This window comes from Streptomyces sp. YKOK-I1 (assembly GCF_054660435.1).
This window is the reverse complement of sequence record NZ_BAAGDR010000001.1, coordinates 173,911-189,236: the sequence shown is the minus strand read 5'-3', so window position 1 is coordinate 189,236 and position 15,326 is coordinate 173,911. Positions and strand designations below refer to the sequence as shown.

Genomic DNA, 15,326 nt, shown 5'->3' with positions numbered 1-15,326 from the left:
ACCCCTCGCCGTCGGCATCATGCCGGACCCGACCTCACGGAGGGCGGGCAGCGGGCGCTGGGGGAAGGCGCCTGCACCGGGTTCCACGAGGAGATCGTGGCCGGCCGTGTCCGGTGACCGTCGTCCTCGCATGCTCTGCCGCACATACCGAAAGGCACGCGTGTGTCCACCGCGCCCTGCGATCCGTACCGGCCCGTCGCGCATCTGCGACCGCCCCGGAACTGGATCAACGACCCCAACGGGCTGGTCTTCCATGACGGCCACTACCACGTGTTCTACCAGTACAACCCCACTGGCGCGACGCACGCGAACATGCACTGGGGCCACTTCCGCAGCCCCGACCTGCTGAGCTGGGAGCCGCTGCCGATCGCCCTGACCCCGGCCCCGGGGGGCGTGGACGCCGACGGCTGCTTCTCCGGCAACGCCGTCTCCGACGGCGACCGGATGATCGCCTTCTACTCCGCGAACCGCTGGGACCGCTCGCCCCAGCACCAGCCGGTCACCACCGCCACCTCCCGCGACGGAGGCCGTACCTTCAGCCGGCGAAGCAACCTGGTCATCCCCACCTGGCCCGAGGACTGCTCCATGTACCGCGACCCGTACGTGTGGCGGGACGGCGAGCGGTGGCGGATGCTGGTCGGCGCCGCCCTCGCGGACGGTCGCGGCGCGGCCCTGCTGTACGAGTCGGCGGACCTGGAGACCTGGACCTATCTGGGCCCCTTCGAGGGCCGCGAGCAGGAGCCGGTCGCCGGCACCGCTCTGCACACCGGCGAGGGCTGGGAGTGCCCGCAGTACCTGCCGCCGCAGTCCGGACATCCCGGGGCCCTCATCTTCAGCGCCTGGAACGACCATGACGGCGACCGCTGCGTCACCGCCCTGATCGGCGAGGAACACGGAGACACCTTCGAGGCCGGCCCGCCCCTGCTCGTCGACCACGGCCCGGACTGCTACGCGCCCGCCCTGCTGCGCGCACCGGGCGGCCGGTGGCTGCTGTGGGGCTGGTCCGCGGAAGCCCGCGAGGAGAGCTGGGCGGTCGCCGACGGATGGGCCGGTGCGTTGACCCTGCCCCGCGAGATCTCCACCAGGGCCGACGGCACCCTGCACCAGCAACCCGCCGCCGAACTCCTCGCCCTGCGAGGCGAGTCGGCTCTTCACGCGGAAGGTGAGGCGCACGGCCCGCAGCCCGTGGAACTGGGCAGCGTGGGCCGCGCCTTCGACCTGACGGCCCGGCTGGAGACGACCGGGACGGCGAGCCTGCGGCTGCTCACCGGTCCCGACGAATACCTCGCCATCCACTTCGACGCCCCGGCGGGCGAACTGGTCGTCGACCGCGACCACGCCTCGCAGGACGGCCGCGCCCGCGGCGGTTCCTACCGGATGCCCTGCCCCACGGGGCAGCCGCTCGAGCTGCGGCTGGTCGTCGACCACTCCATCGCCGAAGTCTTCCTCACCACCACCGGCCAGGTGCTCACCCTGCGCTTCTACCCGACGGGCGACGGCCCCTGGCGCCTTGACGCCCGCACCGCACCGGACGAGCACCTGAGCTACACCGTCGACGCCTGGCAGCTACTGCCCCTCACGGTCAAGGAGCCGAGCACCGACACCGACCTGCCGCACGGCCAGGTCTCCCTGACGGAGTCATCGCCCGCGTCCCCGTAGGCCGCGTGCCGATCCCGAATCCCCCACACCTCCGCACCACCCGCCCTCACCCGCACCACACACCGGAGGCACCCCGTATGAACCCCGGCACCACAAGATCCCGCCGCACGGCGGCCACGACCCTGGCCCTCGTCCTGCCCCTGGCCGCGCTGGCCGCCTGCGGCCCCAGCGGCGGCACCGACACCTCCGCCGAGCAGGGCAGCGGCACGGGCACCATCACCGTCTGGGCCCACCAGGGCCAGGCCAGCGAGGCCGCCGCCCTGCAGAACGCGGTGAAGACCTTCAACTCCTCACAGAAGAAGGTCAAGGTCAAGCTGACTCTGATCCCCGACACCGACTACACCAAGACCATCACCGCCACCGACGCCGCCAAGCTGCCGGACGTGATGGAGTTCGACGGCCCGACCATGGCGAACTTCGTCTACAACAAGAAGCTCGCCGCGATCAACGACTACGTCTCCGCCAAGACCCTGGCCAACGCCACCGACGCCATCAAGGCCGAGGGCGAGATCAACGGCAAGCAGTACGGCCTGGGCATGTACGACTCGGGGCTCGGCATCTACGGCAACAAGAAGCTGCTGGACGCCGCCGGCATCAAGTACCCGACCGGACTGTCCGACGCCTGGACCGCCGCAGAGTTCACCGACGCCGTCAAGAAGCTGGCCGCCAAGGACTCCGACGGCAAGAGCCTGGACCTCCAGGAAAGCGGCGGGTACGCCAACGAGTGGGGCACCTACGGCTTCGCCCCCATCGTCTGGTCGGCCGGCGGCTCCCTCCTCAAGAACGGCAAAGCCGACGGCGCCCTGGACACCCCGGCGGTGGCCTCGGCACTGAAGACGTTCCAGTCCTGGAAGCAGTACACCGACCCCAACACCGACGGCAACGCCTTCGCCAAGGGCCGCGTCGCCCTCAGCTGGGTCGGCCACTGGATGTACCCCACCTACAGCAAGGCCCTCGGTGACGACCTCGTCGTCCTGCCCCTGCCCGACTTCGGCAACGGCCCCAAGACCGGCCAGGGCTCCTGGGAGTGGGGCATCGGCGCCAACACCAAGAACGGCAAGGCCGCCGGAGCCTTCCTCGACTCCCTCCTCGACGACACCAACATCACCGCGATGACCACGGCCAACGGTGCCCCTCCCGGCACCAAGTCCGCGCTCGCCCAGAGCAGCCTGTACAAGCAGGGCGGCCCGCTCCAGCTCTACGCCGACCAGCTCGCCAAGCCGTGCGGTGACACCACCATCGACACGTCCTGTGTCGCCGTGACCCGGCCGATCACCGCCGGATACCCCACGGTCACCGCCAAGTTCAGCCAGGCGCTGAGCGACATCTACGGCGGCGCCGACCCGAAGACCGCCCTGGCCAAGGCCGCCCGCGCCATCGACCAGGACTTCTCGGACAACGACGGCTACAAGCTGCAGTAGCCGGCATCCAGCAGCCGGGAGGGACGGACCCACTCTGACAGCGCCCGTACCTCCCGGCCCGGAAGAGGACCTCTACCGTGACCACCGTGAAACCCGCCCCCGCCACACCGGACGGGCGCAAGCCCAGCCTGTCGGCGCCCTCCGGCACCCTCCTACGGTCCCGGCGTCCCCACCGCGAAGGGGTGCACGGACTGCTGATGTCCGCTCCAGCCCTCGGCGGACTGATCGCCTTCGTCGGCGTGCCCTTCGTCTACGCCGTCGTGCTGTCCTTCTACAACGTGCGGCTCGGCTCCCCGCTCCCGCCGCGCTTCTTCGGCGTCGAGCAGTACCGGCGGATCTTCACCGACCCCGACATGTCAGGCCCCTTCCTGCGGGCCCTGCTGAACAACCTCACCTTCGCCGCGGTCGTCGTACCGCTGCAGACCGCCCTCGCGCTCGGCCTGGCGATCCTGCTCAACCGCAAGCTCAAGGCGATCGGCTTCTTCCGGTCCCTGTTCTTCCTGCCGGTCGTCTTCCCCATGGCCCTGGTCGCCGTCATCTGGCGGCTCATCCTCGCCCGCAGCGGTGACGGTCTGCTCAACTCCGCCCTGCACGCGCTGAGTTTCGGCAACTGGGGGGCCTTCGACTGGCTCGGCGACGGTCTCACCGCGATGGCGTCGATCATCGTGCTGTCCGTGTGGCAGGGCGTCGGCTTCCAGATGGTCATCCTGCTCGCCGGCCTCCAGCAGATCCCCGGCGAACTCTACGAGGCCGCCGAACTCGACCGGGCCTCCCGCTGGCAGCAGTTCCGCCACGTCACCCTGCCCGGCATCCGTCCCACCCTCACCTTCGTCGCCCTGCTCACCTCCGTCCTCTCCTTCCGGGTCTTCGACCAGGTCTACGTCCTCGTCAAGGGCGGCGGACTCGACGAGGACGCCACCCGCACCGTCATGTACCAGGCCGTCACCACCGCCTTCGACCAGAACAACATCGGCCAGGCATCCGCGATCACCGTCGTCTTCTTCCTGATCGTCGTCGCCCTGACCCTCATCCAGCGCCGCGTCGTCCGCACCGGCACCGAGGACTGACCATGACCCGCACACCCCTGCGCCGCCTCCTCGACTACACCGTCCTCAGCACGCTGGCGTTCCTGTTCGTCCTGCCCGTCCTCTACCTGGTCCTCGGCAGCTTCAAGCCCTCCGACCAGGTGCTGAGCGGCCTGACCGGCTTCCTCCCCACCCATCTGTCCTTCGACAACTACCGCGCCGTCCTCAGCAGCTTCGACTCCGACGCCACCGGCTACTTCTGGCGCTTCATGGGCATCTCGCTGCTCCTGTCCGCCGTCGTGGTCCTCGGCGGGCTGATCGTCAACTCCATGGCCGCCTACGGACTGACCCGACTGCGCTGGCGGGGCCAGGGCGTCGTCTTCACCGTCGTGCTGCTGCTGATGCTGGTGCCGTTCGAAGCAGTTGCCGTCCCGCTGTTCTACCTGTTCAACGACGAGCGCAACACCATCGCCATCCAGGCGGTCCCCTTCATCGCCAACGCCTTCTCCATCTACCAGTTCGCCACGTTCTTCCGCGCCATCCCGCCCAGCATCGAGGAGGCCGCCCGCATCGACGGCGCCGGGCCCTGGCGCACCTTCTTCGCGATCGTCGTCCCGATGTCGAAGCCGGTCTTCGCGTCCGTCGCGATCCTGACCTTCCTCACCCAGTGGGGCTCCTTCCTCTGGCCCGTCCTGATGGTCTCCGACCCCGCGGTGCGCCCGCTGCCCCTGGAGATGAGCGTCTTCCAGGGCCAGATGCCCGTCGACTGGGGCCAGGTCCTCGCCTTCGGTGTCCTGCTCGTCCTGCCCGTCCTGATCGTCTTCGCGTTCTTCCAGCGGTGGTTCGTCCAGGGCGTCGCCAGCTCCGCGGTCAAGGGCTGACCTCACCGCCGCGAACGTGCACGACACCACCAGCGCAAGGCTCCTCCCCGCCGACCTGACCACCCGGGAGGAACTCACGGACGAAGCCCAGCCTCCGGAGATCGCCGCGGACGACGACCGGTTGGCCCCGGTGGCCGTCGAACTGCCGACCGGGGCCGTTCCTACGCCGTCAGCGTCCTCCCCGACGCCGTACGGTTCGAGGATCCGGTGACCGGCCGGACGATCGACGACACACCGTTGGGCCCGGCGCACGGGATGACCGCGTTCGCCACCGGCACGGTCGAGGACCGTACGGTCGCGGTGATCGCCGCCGGGCGGTGCGTGCGGGTGTGGGCATCGTGTCCGGGCAGAGGGCGGTGGAGGAGACGACCCAGTCGTGCCATTGGTTCAGAACCAGCCCGTGCAGACGATGGAGCCGCCCTTGCCGTTGGTGCCGCAGGCACGCATCACCAGGCCGTTGTCGTTCCACTGGGTGGTGTACGCGTCGCCGCCCGAGGTGACGGTCGTGTAGCCGAGCATCGGCTCCCAGGTGTTCCCGCCGTCATTGCTGCGATCGACCCAGATCTCGTCACCGACCGTGCCTCCGGTGATACGGCCCCAGGCACAGGCGGTCGTGCCGTTGTAGCGCAGCTCGACGGTACGGCCGAACACGGTGGCGGACTTGGCCGTCCACGCACCGGCGGAATCGGGTGGGGTGCCGTCACCGCAGGAAGTGTTGGAGGAAGCGCCCTCCAGTGTGCCGCCGATTCTCGGGAACTCCCCGCACGACGGCACACCAGGTGTGATCGCCGGGCCCTGGATGAACAGGTTGCTGACCCAGCTGCGGTAGTCGGGCAGATAGGTCCAGACGTTGTTGACCATGCCGTCCACGGTGGCGCGTTCCCCGACGCGCTGGCACAGCGCCCGCACGGCGACGGAAATGCCGTTGCTGATGGTCCAGTTGATGCCGCTGCCGGTGGTGGAGTCGTTGCGCAGGTTCGGCTGGCCCCAGGTCTTCACCTGCTTGCCGAGACCGTCGTACTCCCACACCGGGAAGACGCCCGAGACGTCGGGCCGCAGCGAACCCTGGTAGCCGGCCCAGGGGATGTCCGAGACCCTGATGACCTCGCCCGACTGGGGCGATTCGAGTCTCTTGCCGTTGCCGAGGTAGAGGGCGACGTGGCTGAGTCCCTCGCCGAAGTACATGATGTCACCGGGCAACAGCGGGGCCTCGCCCTGCGCCTTGGTGAACCTGGTGTGCGCGTAGCCCGGGTTCTGCCAGGTGGACTGGGTGGTGCGCTCGCTGATGATGTCCTGGCGGGTGGCCTTGTACCAGGCCCAGCGCACGAGTCCGATGCAGTCGAAGCTCCAGTACGTCGGATCGTTGATGGACCTCGGGTCCGTCGGGTCCAGCATGCCCTGGCTGGGACCGGGCAGGCCCCCGGCGTGGCCGCCGCCCCAGGCGTACGTCCAACCGACGTAACGGCAGGCGACGTTGACGGCGTCCTGGGCGGCGATGCTCGCTCCCGCTTTCAGCGGCGCACAGGTGTCGGCGGCCGGTGCGGTCGGTGCGGCGGTTGCGGGCGCCGCTGTCGGCAGGGCCAGGCAGGCGACGGCCACGGCGGCGGCGAGCAGCAGCCGCAGCGGTCGGAAGCGGCCGTGCGGTGTTCCGTCGCGGTCACGGCCGCGGTGGTTCTGTCTTCTCATGTCGTTCCCCGTTTTCCTTCTCCGGCCGTGTGCTGTGGGTGTGGGTGAAGTGGGTGCTCCCGGCAGCCTGCTGGCGGCGCGACCGTCCTGTCGAGGCGCGGACGTTGCCCGGCTGAACGGGCAACGGGAAACCCTTGGGAAACCCCGGTGGGCAGAGGCGTCCTTCTGGCCCCCGCGTACGACCGGATGGAGAACGACCAGTAGGACGCCTGCCGGCGTTGCCTCTCTCTTCCGTGTTTCTGCTGGTCACGGCAGGTTTCCCGGTGGCGCGGCCGACGGGCGACGGGAAACCCGTCGACCTCTCCGAGCGCGGCGGCCAGTCTGGTGGCTCGGATCAGACACGACCTGCGAACAGGCAGGACGACCGCAAGGGGGAACCATGCGCAAGATCTTCCGTGGCGCCGCGGCGCTCGCGACGACGGCGGCCGCGGTGGTGGCGATGAGCGGGGCGGCCCAGGCCCGGCCCGCCGCAGCCGCCGGGGACTGGGCCGGATGTCCGTCCGGCGCCGTCTGCATCTATCCGCAGGGCCAGGACCCCGCCCAGAGCCCGAGCAACGTCTACTGGAGCTACGGGCCCCACAACCTGAGCAACCAGCACGGCTGGCACTGGGTCCTGAACAACCAGACCGGCGGTGCCACCGCCGAACTGTGCCTGAACTACGGCGGTACCAACTGCAACTACACCATCCCGGCGCAGGGCGGCGTGTGGGCCGACCTGGAACCGGTCAACTCCATCAAGCTCAACCGTCCGTAGCACTCCTCGCCCGGACATGAACGTCCGCAACCGCGGCCGCGGTTGCGGACGTTCATGTCTGCGCCACACGGGTGAAAGGCTTGGTCGACCGTCCTCCCCCCGCAGTAGCCTGTGCATCCGCTGTATATCGCGGCGCTTGCGCGCGCAACACCCTGGGGGAAGCTGTGGGGGAGCAGCACACCGGCGACCGACGCGAACCGGTGCCGCCGGACGGCGCCGTCGCGTCCTTCCCTGCCCAGCTGCGACGGCTGCGCCGCCAGCGCGGGCTGTCGCTGGCCGACTTGGCCCGGCAGACCCATTACAGCAAGGGCTACCTCAGCAAGATCGAGACGGGGGCGAAGCCGGCGAGCGTCGATGTCGCGCGCCGCTGCGACCGGATACTGGGCGCCGAGGGCGCCCTGCTGCGGCTGCTGACGCCGGATTCCTCGCCGAACGGGCAGAGCGAGGGCTCCGCGACCGGTCCGGCGCGGTCCGACGGCGCATGTCCCTACCGGGGCCTGTCGGCGTTCACCGCGCAGGACACCGCATGGTTCTTCGGCCGCGAGCGGGCCACCGCCGCGGTGGTGGAGCGGGTCTTCGAACGGATCGGCGACGGGCCCCTGATCGTCGTCGCGCCCTCGGGGGCCGGCAAGTCGTCGCTGCTGAACGCCGGTCTCGTACCGGCCTTCCGGCGCCCCGGGGGCTTTCCCATGCCGGGCGCCGAGCGGTGGCCGGTCGCGGTGTTCACGCCCACCGCGCATCCGCTGGAGGAGCTGCTGACCGGCGTCGCGAAGGCCGTGGACGGTGATCTCGGCATCACCGTACGCCAGGTGCGGGAGCGGCCCGAGGTCCTGCTGGAGGCGGTGCGCCGCGCGGTGGACGGCAACCCGGGCGCCACCGCGGAGAGACGGCCCCCGCCGCTGCGGCCGGTGCTGCTCGTCGACCAGTTCGAGGAGCTGTTCACCCTCTGCACCGACGACGACGAACGACGGGCTTTCGTGCGGGTGTTGTGCGCCCTGTCCAGGTCCCGCCCGTCGGACGCCGAGGACCAGGCCCCGGCGGTCGTGGTCCTCGGCGTGCGGGCCGACCTGTCCGGCGGCTGCCTCGAACTGCCCGAGCTGGCCCCGGCCTTCGCCGACGGCCTGTTCGTGCTGCCCCCGATGTCCGTGGCCGAGCTGCGGGAGGCGGTCACCCGGCCCGCCGAACTCGCCGGACTGACCCTGGAGTCGGGCCTGGTCCCCCTGCTGCTGAGGGACGCGGGCCTGCGGGGCGAACCGGGCACCGCGGCGGACGTCACCCCTTCCGGTGCGCTCCCGTCGATCTCCCACGCGCTGCTGGAGACCTGGCAGCGGCGCGAGGGCGCCACGCTGACCGTCGCCGGGTACGAGCGCACCGGCGGGATCCGGGGCGCGGTCGCGCGGACCGCCGAGAGCGTGTTCGCGGGGCTGTACCCGTCCGAGCAGCAGACGATCCGCCGGATCCTGGTGCGCCTGGTGCACGTCGCCGACGGCACCGGTCCGACGCGGCGCCGGATGAGCCGGAGGACGCTGTTGGAGCGGGCGGCCGACGCGGACGGCGCCGGGGCCGCCCTGGACGCGTTCGTGCGGGCCAGGCTGATCACCGCCGACCGGGACACGGTGGAGATCGCCCACGAGGCGCTGCTGCACGCCTGGCCGCGGCTGCGCGGCTGGATCGACGCCGATCGGGCCGGGCTGCTGATCCACCAGCAGCTCGCCCAGGCCGCCGACGAATGGGAGCGTGAAGGCCGCGACGCGTCCGCCCTCTTCCGGGGCACCCGGCTGGACACCGTTCGTGCCTGGGCGCAGGAACACGACGGCAGAACCGGGCTCAGCGCGCAGGAGGAGGCCTTCCTGCGAGCCAGCCTGGCCGAGGAGGCGCAACGGCAGCGGCTGGCCCGGCGCCAGGTGCGGCGCCGGCAGGGCACGCTGGCCACGCTGGTCGTGCTGCTGGCCCTGGCCGTCACCGCCGGGGCCCTGGCGTACCAGCAACGCGCGGCCGCCCTGCAGCAGGAGCGGGTCGCCCGCTCCAAGGCCCTCGCCCTGCAGTCCACGTCCCTGGCCGCCGGACAGCCCGAGGCCTCCATGCTGCTCGCGGCAGCTGCCTACCGTTCGCAGGTGACGCCGGAGGCGCGCGGCGCCCTGCTGAGCACGCAGGCGCAGCCGTTCTCGGCCCGGCTCGGCGGACACCGCGGCCCGGTCAACTCGGTGGCGTTCGCGCCCGACGGCCGGACTCTGGCGACGGGCAGTTCGGACGGCACGGTGACGCTGCGCCGGCTCGCCGACCGCCGTACGACCGCCACGTTCCGGATGCCCGGACGGGTGCGGTCGGTCGCCTTCAGCCCCGACGGCCGTACGCTCGCGGCTACCTCCACCGACGCCCCGGTCAGGCTGTGGGGCACGGCCGGTCACCACCCGAAAGCGGTGCTGCCGGCGAGCACCACGGGCGCCCGGGCCGTGGCGTTCGATCCCCGCGGGCGCACGCTCGCGGTCGCGGGGGCCGACGGGACGGTCCAGCTGTGGGCCCCCGACACCGGGCGGCGCATCGCGTCCTTCACCGGCCACACCGGGCAGGTCGACGCCGTGGCGTACACGCCGGACGGCCGGACCCTGGCGTCGGCCGGCGCCGACCGGACCGTACGGCTGTGGGACACGGCCGGCGACGGGCGGCCTGTCGTGCTGCGGGGGCACACCGACGAGGTGTACGGCGTGGCGTTCGCACCGGACGGGCGGAGCCTGGCCAGCGGCAGCGCCGACCGGACGGTGCGGCTGTGGGACGTGTCCCGGCGTCGGACGACCGCGGTGCTGAACGGGCACAGCGACGACGTCAACGCGGTGGCCTACGCCCCCGACGGCGCCACGGTCGTCAGCGCGGGCGGGGACGGCACGACCCGGCTGTGGGACGTGCACAGCGGGATGCAGACGCTGACGCTCACCGGCCACACCGACTACACGATGGGGGTGGCCGTCAACGCCGACGGGACGATGCTCGCCACCGCCGGGTTCGACCAGTCGGTGGTGCTGTGGGACCTGCGCGGCTCGGTGCTGACGGCGCGTCCGTTCACCGAGGTGTGGCAGTCCGCCTACAGCCCCGACGGCACGCTGCTGGCGACCGCCGACGCCGATCACACCGTGCGGCTGTGGGAGGTGGCACGGCACCGGGTCGTCGCGACGCTGCGCGGCCACCGCGCGGCCGTGTTCTCGGTGGCGTTCGCGCCCGACGGGCGGACCCTGGCCTCGGCCGGCTCCGACGGCACGGTCCGGCTGTGGGACGTGGCCGCCCACCGCCTCCTCGCCACCCTGCCCGGGCATCGCGGGAACGTGTTCGCGGTGGCGTTCGCCCCCGACGGCACCCTGCTGGCGTCGGCGGGCGCCGACCGTACGGTGCGGCTGTGGGACGTGGCGGGGCACCGCCTTGTGGCCACCCTCACCGGCCACACCGACTTCGCCAACGACGTCGCCTTCAGCCCCGACGGGCGCACCCTCGCCAGCGCGGGCGACGATCTGACCGTACGGCTGTGGGACGTGGCGGGACGCCGTCGGCCGACCACGTTCACCGGGCACACCGGCGCCGTACGGGCGGTGGCGTTCAGCCCGGACGGACGGTCGCTGGCGAGCAGCGGCAACGACGGGACCGTACGCCTGTGGGACGTGCCCCGGCACCGCCAGGTCACGGCGCTGCGCGGCCACACCGGCTCGGTGCGCGGTATCGCCTTCTCGCCCGACGGCGGACTGCTGGCCAGCAGCGGCAGCGACCGTACGGTGCGGCTGTGGGAGGTGGCCGGTCGGCGGCCCTGGGCCACCCTGACCGGTCACACGAACGCCGTGTGGGGCACCGTCTTCGCCCCGGACGGGCGGACCGTGGCCAGCAGCAGCACCGACGGGACCGTACGCCTGTGGGACCTCGACGTGCCGGCACGGATCGCCGCGATCTGCCGGCTGCGGCTGTCCGGGGCACCCGAGCCGGCGTGCCGACCGAGCTGACCCCATGGCACAAGAGCCTGGTGGGAGGGGGTTTCCGCAGGGTTTCCCGTTGCCCGTTCGGTAGGGGACACCTCGGGGTCTCGACGGCGCGCGGGGGCGGGCCGCAGGCTTCTGCCTCACCAGCACACCAGCACACCAGCAGACCGACACACACGACGAAACGGGGGTCCCGGCATGTTCCGCATGTCCCGCCGGACCGGTCTCATCGGCACACTCATCGCCTTACTGGCACTCGTCCTGGGGACACCCGGGTCCGCCCTCGCGTCCCCTGCCTCCGCTTCCGCCCGCGCCGCGGACGGCCGGTGCGCGGTCCTGGCGCCGGGCGCCTCCGCGGCCGCCGAGCGGGCCGTCGCCGCGGCCTGCGAGCAGGTCGCCGCGGGCACCTGGTACACGTGGGGCGGTGGGCACGGCGCGCAGCCCGGCGCCACCTACGGGCAGGTGGATCCCACGGACCCGGCCAGCGAGCACGACCCCGAGCGGCGCGGTTTCGACTGCTCGGGCCTGGTCCGGTACGCCTACGCACAGGCCGCTGGCTCGGACATCCTCAACGGGGTCGCCTCCGGGCAGTACTACACGCACCACGCCGCCGAACGCTTCACCGCCGCCCAGGGGCTCGCCCCGCTGCTGCCGGGCGACCTGCTGGCCTGGGGCACCTCGCAGGACCTGCATCACATCGCCATCTACCTGGGCGCGGGCAGGATGGTCGAGGCCCGGCAGTCCGGCACCAGGCTCATGGTCAGCGACGTCCGGCTGAACGGCGACTACTTCGGCGCACTGCGCGTCGACACCGGCCCGGTCACCGGCCATGTCTTCGAGACCTGGGGCACCGGCGTGTGGACCAAGGCCGAACCGTCGACCCGGGCCCGCCGCGTCTACGCCTTCCCGGAACCGACGACCATCCGCGTCGAGTGCCAGAAGCACGCGGAGCAGGTCACCTCCGACGGCCACACCAACGACGCCTGGTCCTACCTGCCCGACTACAAGGCATGGATGACCAACATCTACATCAAGGGCCCCGCCTGGCTGGAAGGGGTGCCCACCTGCGCCTGACGGGGCGACGACGTCCGCGCGTCGACCGCCCGCCGTCCAGGAGCCGGTGGGCGGACGTCGGGCGGGGCTGCCCGGAGACTGGGGAACGGCCCTGCCGGGCCGCTGGGGCACGGGGCGAACCTCACCGAACCGCTGGTCCGGCCGGACTCGGGGATGGTGCCGCTCCCCGGAAGGTTCGACGCCGCACGCTCCACGCCTACTCGCTGCTCCGGCCGGACATCGCTGCCCGCGTGGGCACAGCTGCTCCGGACGGGGACCCGCGGCGACACCCTCACCCTCGAAGGCCCGATGCGGCAGTCAGGCTCCGCGAGCGAGGTACCGACGCCCTCGGTCGGTGCTGGGCGCGTCGGGCGAGGGGGCTGGACGACTTCGGCCCCCTTCTGAGGCAATGTCGAAAGGGGGCCGAAGTCTTCGTAGCGGGGGCGGGATTTGAACCTGCGACCTCTGGGTTATGAGCCCAGCGAGCTACCGAGCTGCTCCACCCCGCGTCGGTTTCCTCAGAGTACGGGATGCCGGCGCTCTGGATGGGGGATTTTCGAGCCGGCCCGCACGGGCGCGCCGGCCGTTGTCGCGGAAGCAGACCTCGCGGAGGCCTTCGTCGCCTCCGGCTCCTGGGCGTCGAGGAGGCAGGTGGCGTGGTGGGGGCAGGACGAGGGTGAGGTGTCGTATGCGGGGCGGTGCCTGGCCGAGTGGACCGAGGCCGGCGTGTGGCCCCAACTGCACGACGCGCTCCTCGCCAGGCTCATGTCGCGGAACAGCCCGACGAACTCCTCCTCGCTGGTTGTCCGGTGGATCAGCGACTCCGGGCAAACCGCGTGGGCCTGGGGAAAGGGGCCCCTGATTCATGTCAGTGGATCCGGTCGCGCAGAACTTGGCGTGGATAGCGCGGAACCAGTGGGTGCCAGAGTTCTGCATGTCCTGCGACATGAGCGCGTTCGAGTTCCGAACAGCGCGGACACCAGGATTCCTGGGGGTTCCGTACCCGTGAGTCGGCATCTGAACTTGATGGGGTGATGTCGGGGCGTTCGACTGGCAGTGGCCGCTCAGCTCCGGTAGCTCTGGATCGTGAGATACGCGCAGGGCGGCGGGTTGACCGACGCTGGGAGGGTCGCGCGGGAGCGGATCCGGCTTCAGGCCGTGGAACGCTTCGAACGCGGGGGGTGCCTCTATGTCCTTGGTCAAGCGGGTGGGCAGCGTCGGCCCGGGGTTCGATCTTCTGCGTGGGGCATGAGACTGTCTGGTCGTGTCGGAGATGATGAGTGGGTTGGAGGCGGCCTTGGCTGAGGCGTTGTCTCCTTCGTGGTCGCAACGTGTTCGTGCCGGGCGTGACCTTGCTTCCTTCGCTGATGTTCCTGAGGCTGCGGAAGCGTTGGTGCGGCTGTTGCTGGACGTCGAGGACAGGGCGGTGACCCGGCAGACGGCAGAGGCGCTGGCCCGGGTGGGGACGGTGGCCGCCGTAAGGCTCATCGCTCTCGCGGTTGCCGAGGCTGACGACCACCAGGCTGACTGGCTGCAGACCGTGGTGCATGACGCGCTCGTGGGGCCGGACGGTGTGCTGGGCGTCGCAGCGGTCTGCGGGCAGCTCGCCCGGGACCCGGAAGAAGCTGTCCGTCGGGGTGCCGCGGAGGTCTCGGCGTGGGCGGACGGCACAAGATGCTGATTGTGAGTCGAGCTGCCTGTGGGCTGGTTCATGCAGCCATCGCGTGGGGGACGCGGGGTTCGTAGAAGGTGCCGTCGCGGAGCATCGCGAACAGCACGCTGATGCGGTGCCGGGCCAGGTGGAGAAGGGCTTGGGTGTGGGTCTTTCCGCAGGCTCGGCACTTGTCGTAGTAGGTCCGGGAAGCGGGATCGTGCAGGGCTGCAAACGCGGAGAGGAACATCGCCCGTTTCAGCTGCCGGTTGCCGCCTCGGGGCGCGTGTTCGCCGTGGATCGAGGTCCCCGACGACTTCGTGGTGGGCGCGAGTCCGGCGTAGGAGGCCAGGTGGGCGGCAGTGGGGAAGCTGGTGCCGTCGCCGACGGTGACCAGCAGTACGGCGGCGGTCCTGACCGCGACCCCTGGCATCGAGGTCAGGACCGTCGCTCGTCGATCAGCCGAGCGGCCATGCGCGGGGCCTTGGGTCTGATGGCCTCGACGAGTCTGCGGCGGCCGGCTTTCCGTAGCGCGGCTGGGGATCCGTAGCGCTTCAGCAGCCAGGTGACGGCCTGGTGGTCGAGACGGGGGCCCAGGACGCGTTCGAGGCTGGGGTGGAACTGGGTGAGCAGGCCGCGTATGCGGTTGCTGGTGCGGGTGGCTTCGGCGGCGAGGTCCTGGTCGAAGCCCACGAGCACGGTCAGTTCGGCGGTGATCTCCTCGGTGAGTTCCAGCGAGCGCAGCGCGTGGGGCAGCGTGCGCGCGGCGTCCGCGATCACCGCGGCGTCCTTCGCGTCGTTCTTCGCCTCGCCGGGGTAGAGGTCGGCGATCCGGCGCATCGCCAGTCCGGGCAGGTAGGCGACCTTGCAGCCCGCATCACGGGCGACGGTCAGGGGCAGGGCGCCGATGGAGGCGGGCTGGTCCACGATCACCAGGACGGTGCCGAACTTCGCGGTCAGCTTGTCGAAGATGGCCCGCAGCTTCGGCTCGCAGCTGCTTGTCGAAGACCTTCTTCCCGGCCGGGGTCAGCCCGTGCCCGTGATGAGCGGTCCTGCCGACGTCCAGGCCGAGGAACACGCCCACGTCGCCGGTGTCTAACACTGTGTTCTCCACTCCTTCGGCGCGGCTGGCCTGGCATCGGTGTCGTGCACGCGCATCCACGTTATGCAGACCTGCCACCCTCGAACGACCGGACGCGCCTGTTCAGGCGGCCGTCGGACCTCTTGTCAGCGTCTCCGA

At 71.3% G+C, this 15,326-nt stretch carries 10 protein-coding genes, 1 tRNA gene and 1 pseudogene; 9 read left to right on the top strand and 3 right to left on the bottom strand.

What is annotated here, in order from left to right:
• Positions 1–162: 162 nt before the first annotated feature.
• The 5 genes from ACYQ8Q_RS00885 to ACYQ8Q_RS00865 all read left to right on the top strand — a co-directional run bounded on the left by ACYQ8Q_RS00885 (position 163) and on the right by ACYQ8Q_RS00865 (position 5,197).
• Positions 163–1,659 carry a glycoside hydrolase family 32 protein gene (locus ACYQ8Q_RS00885; protein WP_460060781.1) on the top strand — a complete coding sequence of 499 codons (1,497 nt, stop codon included), beginning with the start codon at positions 163–165 and terminating at the stop codon, positions 1,657–1,659.
• A 77-nt stretch (positions 1,660–1,736) separates the two neighbouring features.
• The gene (locus ACYQ8Q_RS00880; protein WP_460060779.1) at positions 1,737–3,080 is read left to right on the top strand and encodes an ABC transporter substrate-binding protein; all 1,344 of its coding nucleotides are present in this window, start codon (positions 1,737–1,739) and stop codon (positions 3,078–3,080) included.
• Positions 3,081–3,157: 77 nt separating this feature from the next.
• A complete protein-coding gene (locus tag ACYQ8Q_RS00875) occupies positions 3,158–4,147 on the top strand; it encodes a carbohydrate ABC transporter permease (RefSeq protein WP_460060777.1) in 990 nt (329 codons plus the stop codon).
• Between the two features lie 2 nt (positions 4,148–4,149).
• Positions 4,150–4,986, top strand: a complete 837-nt coding sequence (locus tag ACYQ8Q_RS00870; protein ID WP_460060775.1) for a carbohydrate ABC transporter permease — start codon at positions 4,150–4,152, stop codon at positions 4,984–4,986.
• A 16-nt stretch (positions 4,987–5,002) separates the two neighbouring features.
• On the top strand, positions 5,003–5,197 hold the full coding sequence (locus ACYQ8Q_RS00865; protein ID WP_460060773.1) for a hypothetical protein: 195 nt from the start codon (positions 5,003–5,005) through the stop codon (positions 5,195–5,197).
• A 176-nt stretch (positions 5,198–5,373) separates the two neighbouring features.
• Here the strand turns inward: ACYQ8Q_RS00865 and ACYQ8Q_RS00860 are convergent, their stop codons facing one another.
• The gene (locus ACYQ8Q_RS00860; protein WP_460060772.1) at positions 5,374–6,672 is read right to left on the bottom strand and encodes an NlpC/P60 family protein; all 1,299 of its coding nucleotides are present in this window, start codon (positions 6,670–6,672) and stop codon (positions 5,374–5,376) included.
• Between the two features lie 379 nt (positions 6,673–7,051).
• Between ACYQ8Q_RS00860 and ACYQ8Q_RS00855 the strand changes: the two genes are divergently transcribed.
• The 3 genes from ACYQ8Q_RS00855 to ACYQ8Q_RS00845 all read left to right on the top strand — a co-directional run bounded on the left by ACYQ8Q_RS00855 (position 7,052) and on the right by ACYQ8Q_RS00845 (position 12,456).
• Complete coding sequence (locus ACYQ8Q_RS00855) at positions 7,052–7,426, top strand: hypothetical protein (RefSeq protein WP_460060770.1); 375 nt, start codon at positions 7,052–7,054, stop codon at positions 7,424–7,426.
• 164 nt (positions 7,427–7,590) lie between these two features.
• Entirely contained in the window at positions 7,591–11,406 is a 3,816-nt protein-coding gene (locus ACYQ8Q_RS00850) for an nSTAND1 domain-containing NTPase (RefSeq protein ID WP_460060768.1), read from the top strand.
• A 174-nt stretch (positions 11,407–11,580) separates the two neighbouring features.
• The gene (locus ACYQ8Q_RS00845; RefSeq protein WP_460060766.1) at positions 11,581–12,456 is read left to right on the top strand and encodes a C40 family peptidase; all 876 of its coding nucleotides are present in this window, start codon (positions 11,581–11,583) and stop codon (positions 12,454–12,456) included.
• A gap of 414 nt (positions 12,457–12,870) precedes the next feature.
• Here the strand turns inward: ACYQ8Q_RS00845 and ACYQ8Q_RS00840 are convergent.
• A tRNA-Met gene (locus ACYQ8Q_RS00840) sits at positions 12,871–12,944 on the bottom strand.
• A gap of 764 nt (positions 12,945–13,708) precedes the next feature.
• Between ACYQ8Q_RS00840 and ACYQ8Q_RS00835 the strand changes: the two genes are divergently transcribed.
• Positions 13,709–14,116: a HEAT repeat domain-containing protein gene (locus tag ACYQ8Q_RS00835; protein ID WP_460073121.1), complete on the top strand. Its 408-nt coding sequence runs from the start codon at positions 13,709–13,711 to the stop codon at positions 14,114–14,116.
• Positions 14,117–14,144: 28 nt separating this feature from the next.
• Here the strand turns inward: ACYQ8Q_RS00835 and ACYQ8Q_RS00830 are convergent.
• Positions 14,145–15,188, bottom strand: a pseudogene (locus ACYQ8Q_RS00830) (IS110 family RNA-guided transposase).
• Positions 15,189–15,326: the final 138 nt, after the last annotated feature.

Coding starts and splice junctions, on each gene's coding strand:
- ACYQ8Q_RS00845 (WP_460060766.1), top strand. CDS start 11,581: ATGTTCCGCATGTCCCGCCGGACCGGTCTCATCGGCACACTCATCGCC.
- ACYQ8Q_RS00855 (WP_460060770.1), top strand. CDS start 7,052: ATGCGCAAGATCTTCCGTGGCGCCGCGGCGCTCGCGACGACGGCGGCC.
- ACYQ8Q_RS00835 (WP_460073121.1), top strand. CDS start 13,709: ATGATGAGTGGGTTGGAGGCGGCCTTGGCTGAGGCGTTGTCTCCTTCG.
- ACYQ8Q_RS00860 (WP_460060772.1), bottom strand. CDS start 6,672: ATGAGAAGACAGAACCACCGCGGCCGTGACCGCGACGGAACACCGCAC.
- ACYQ8Q_RS00880 (WP_460060779.1), top strand. CDS start 1,737: ATGAACCCCGGCACCACAAGATCCCGCCGCACGGCGGCCACGACCCTG.
- ACYQ8Q_RS00870 (WP_460060775.1), top strand. CDS start 4,150: ATGACCCGCACACCCCTGCGCCGCCTCCTCGACTACACCGTCCTCAGC.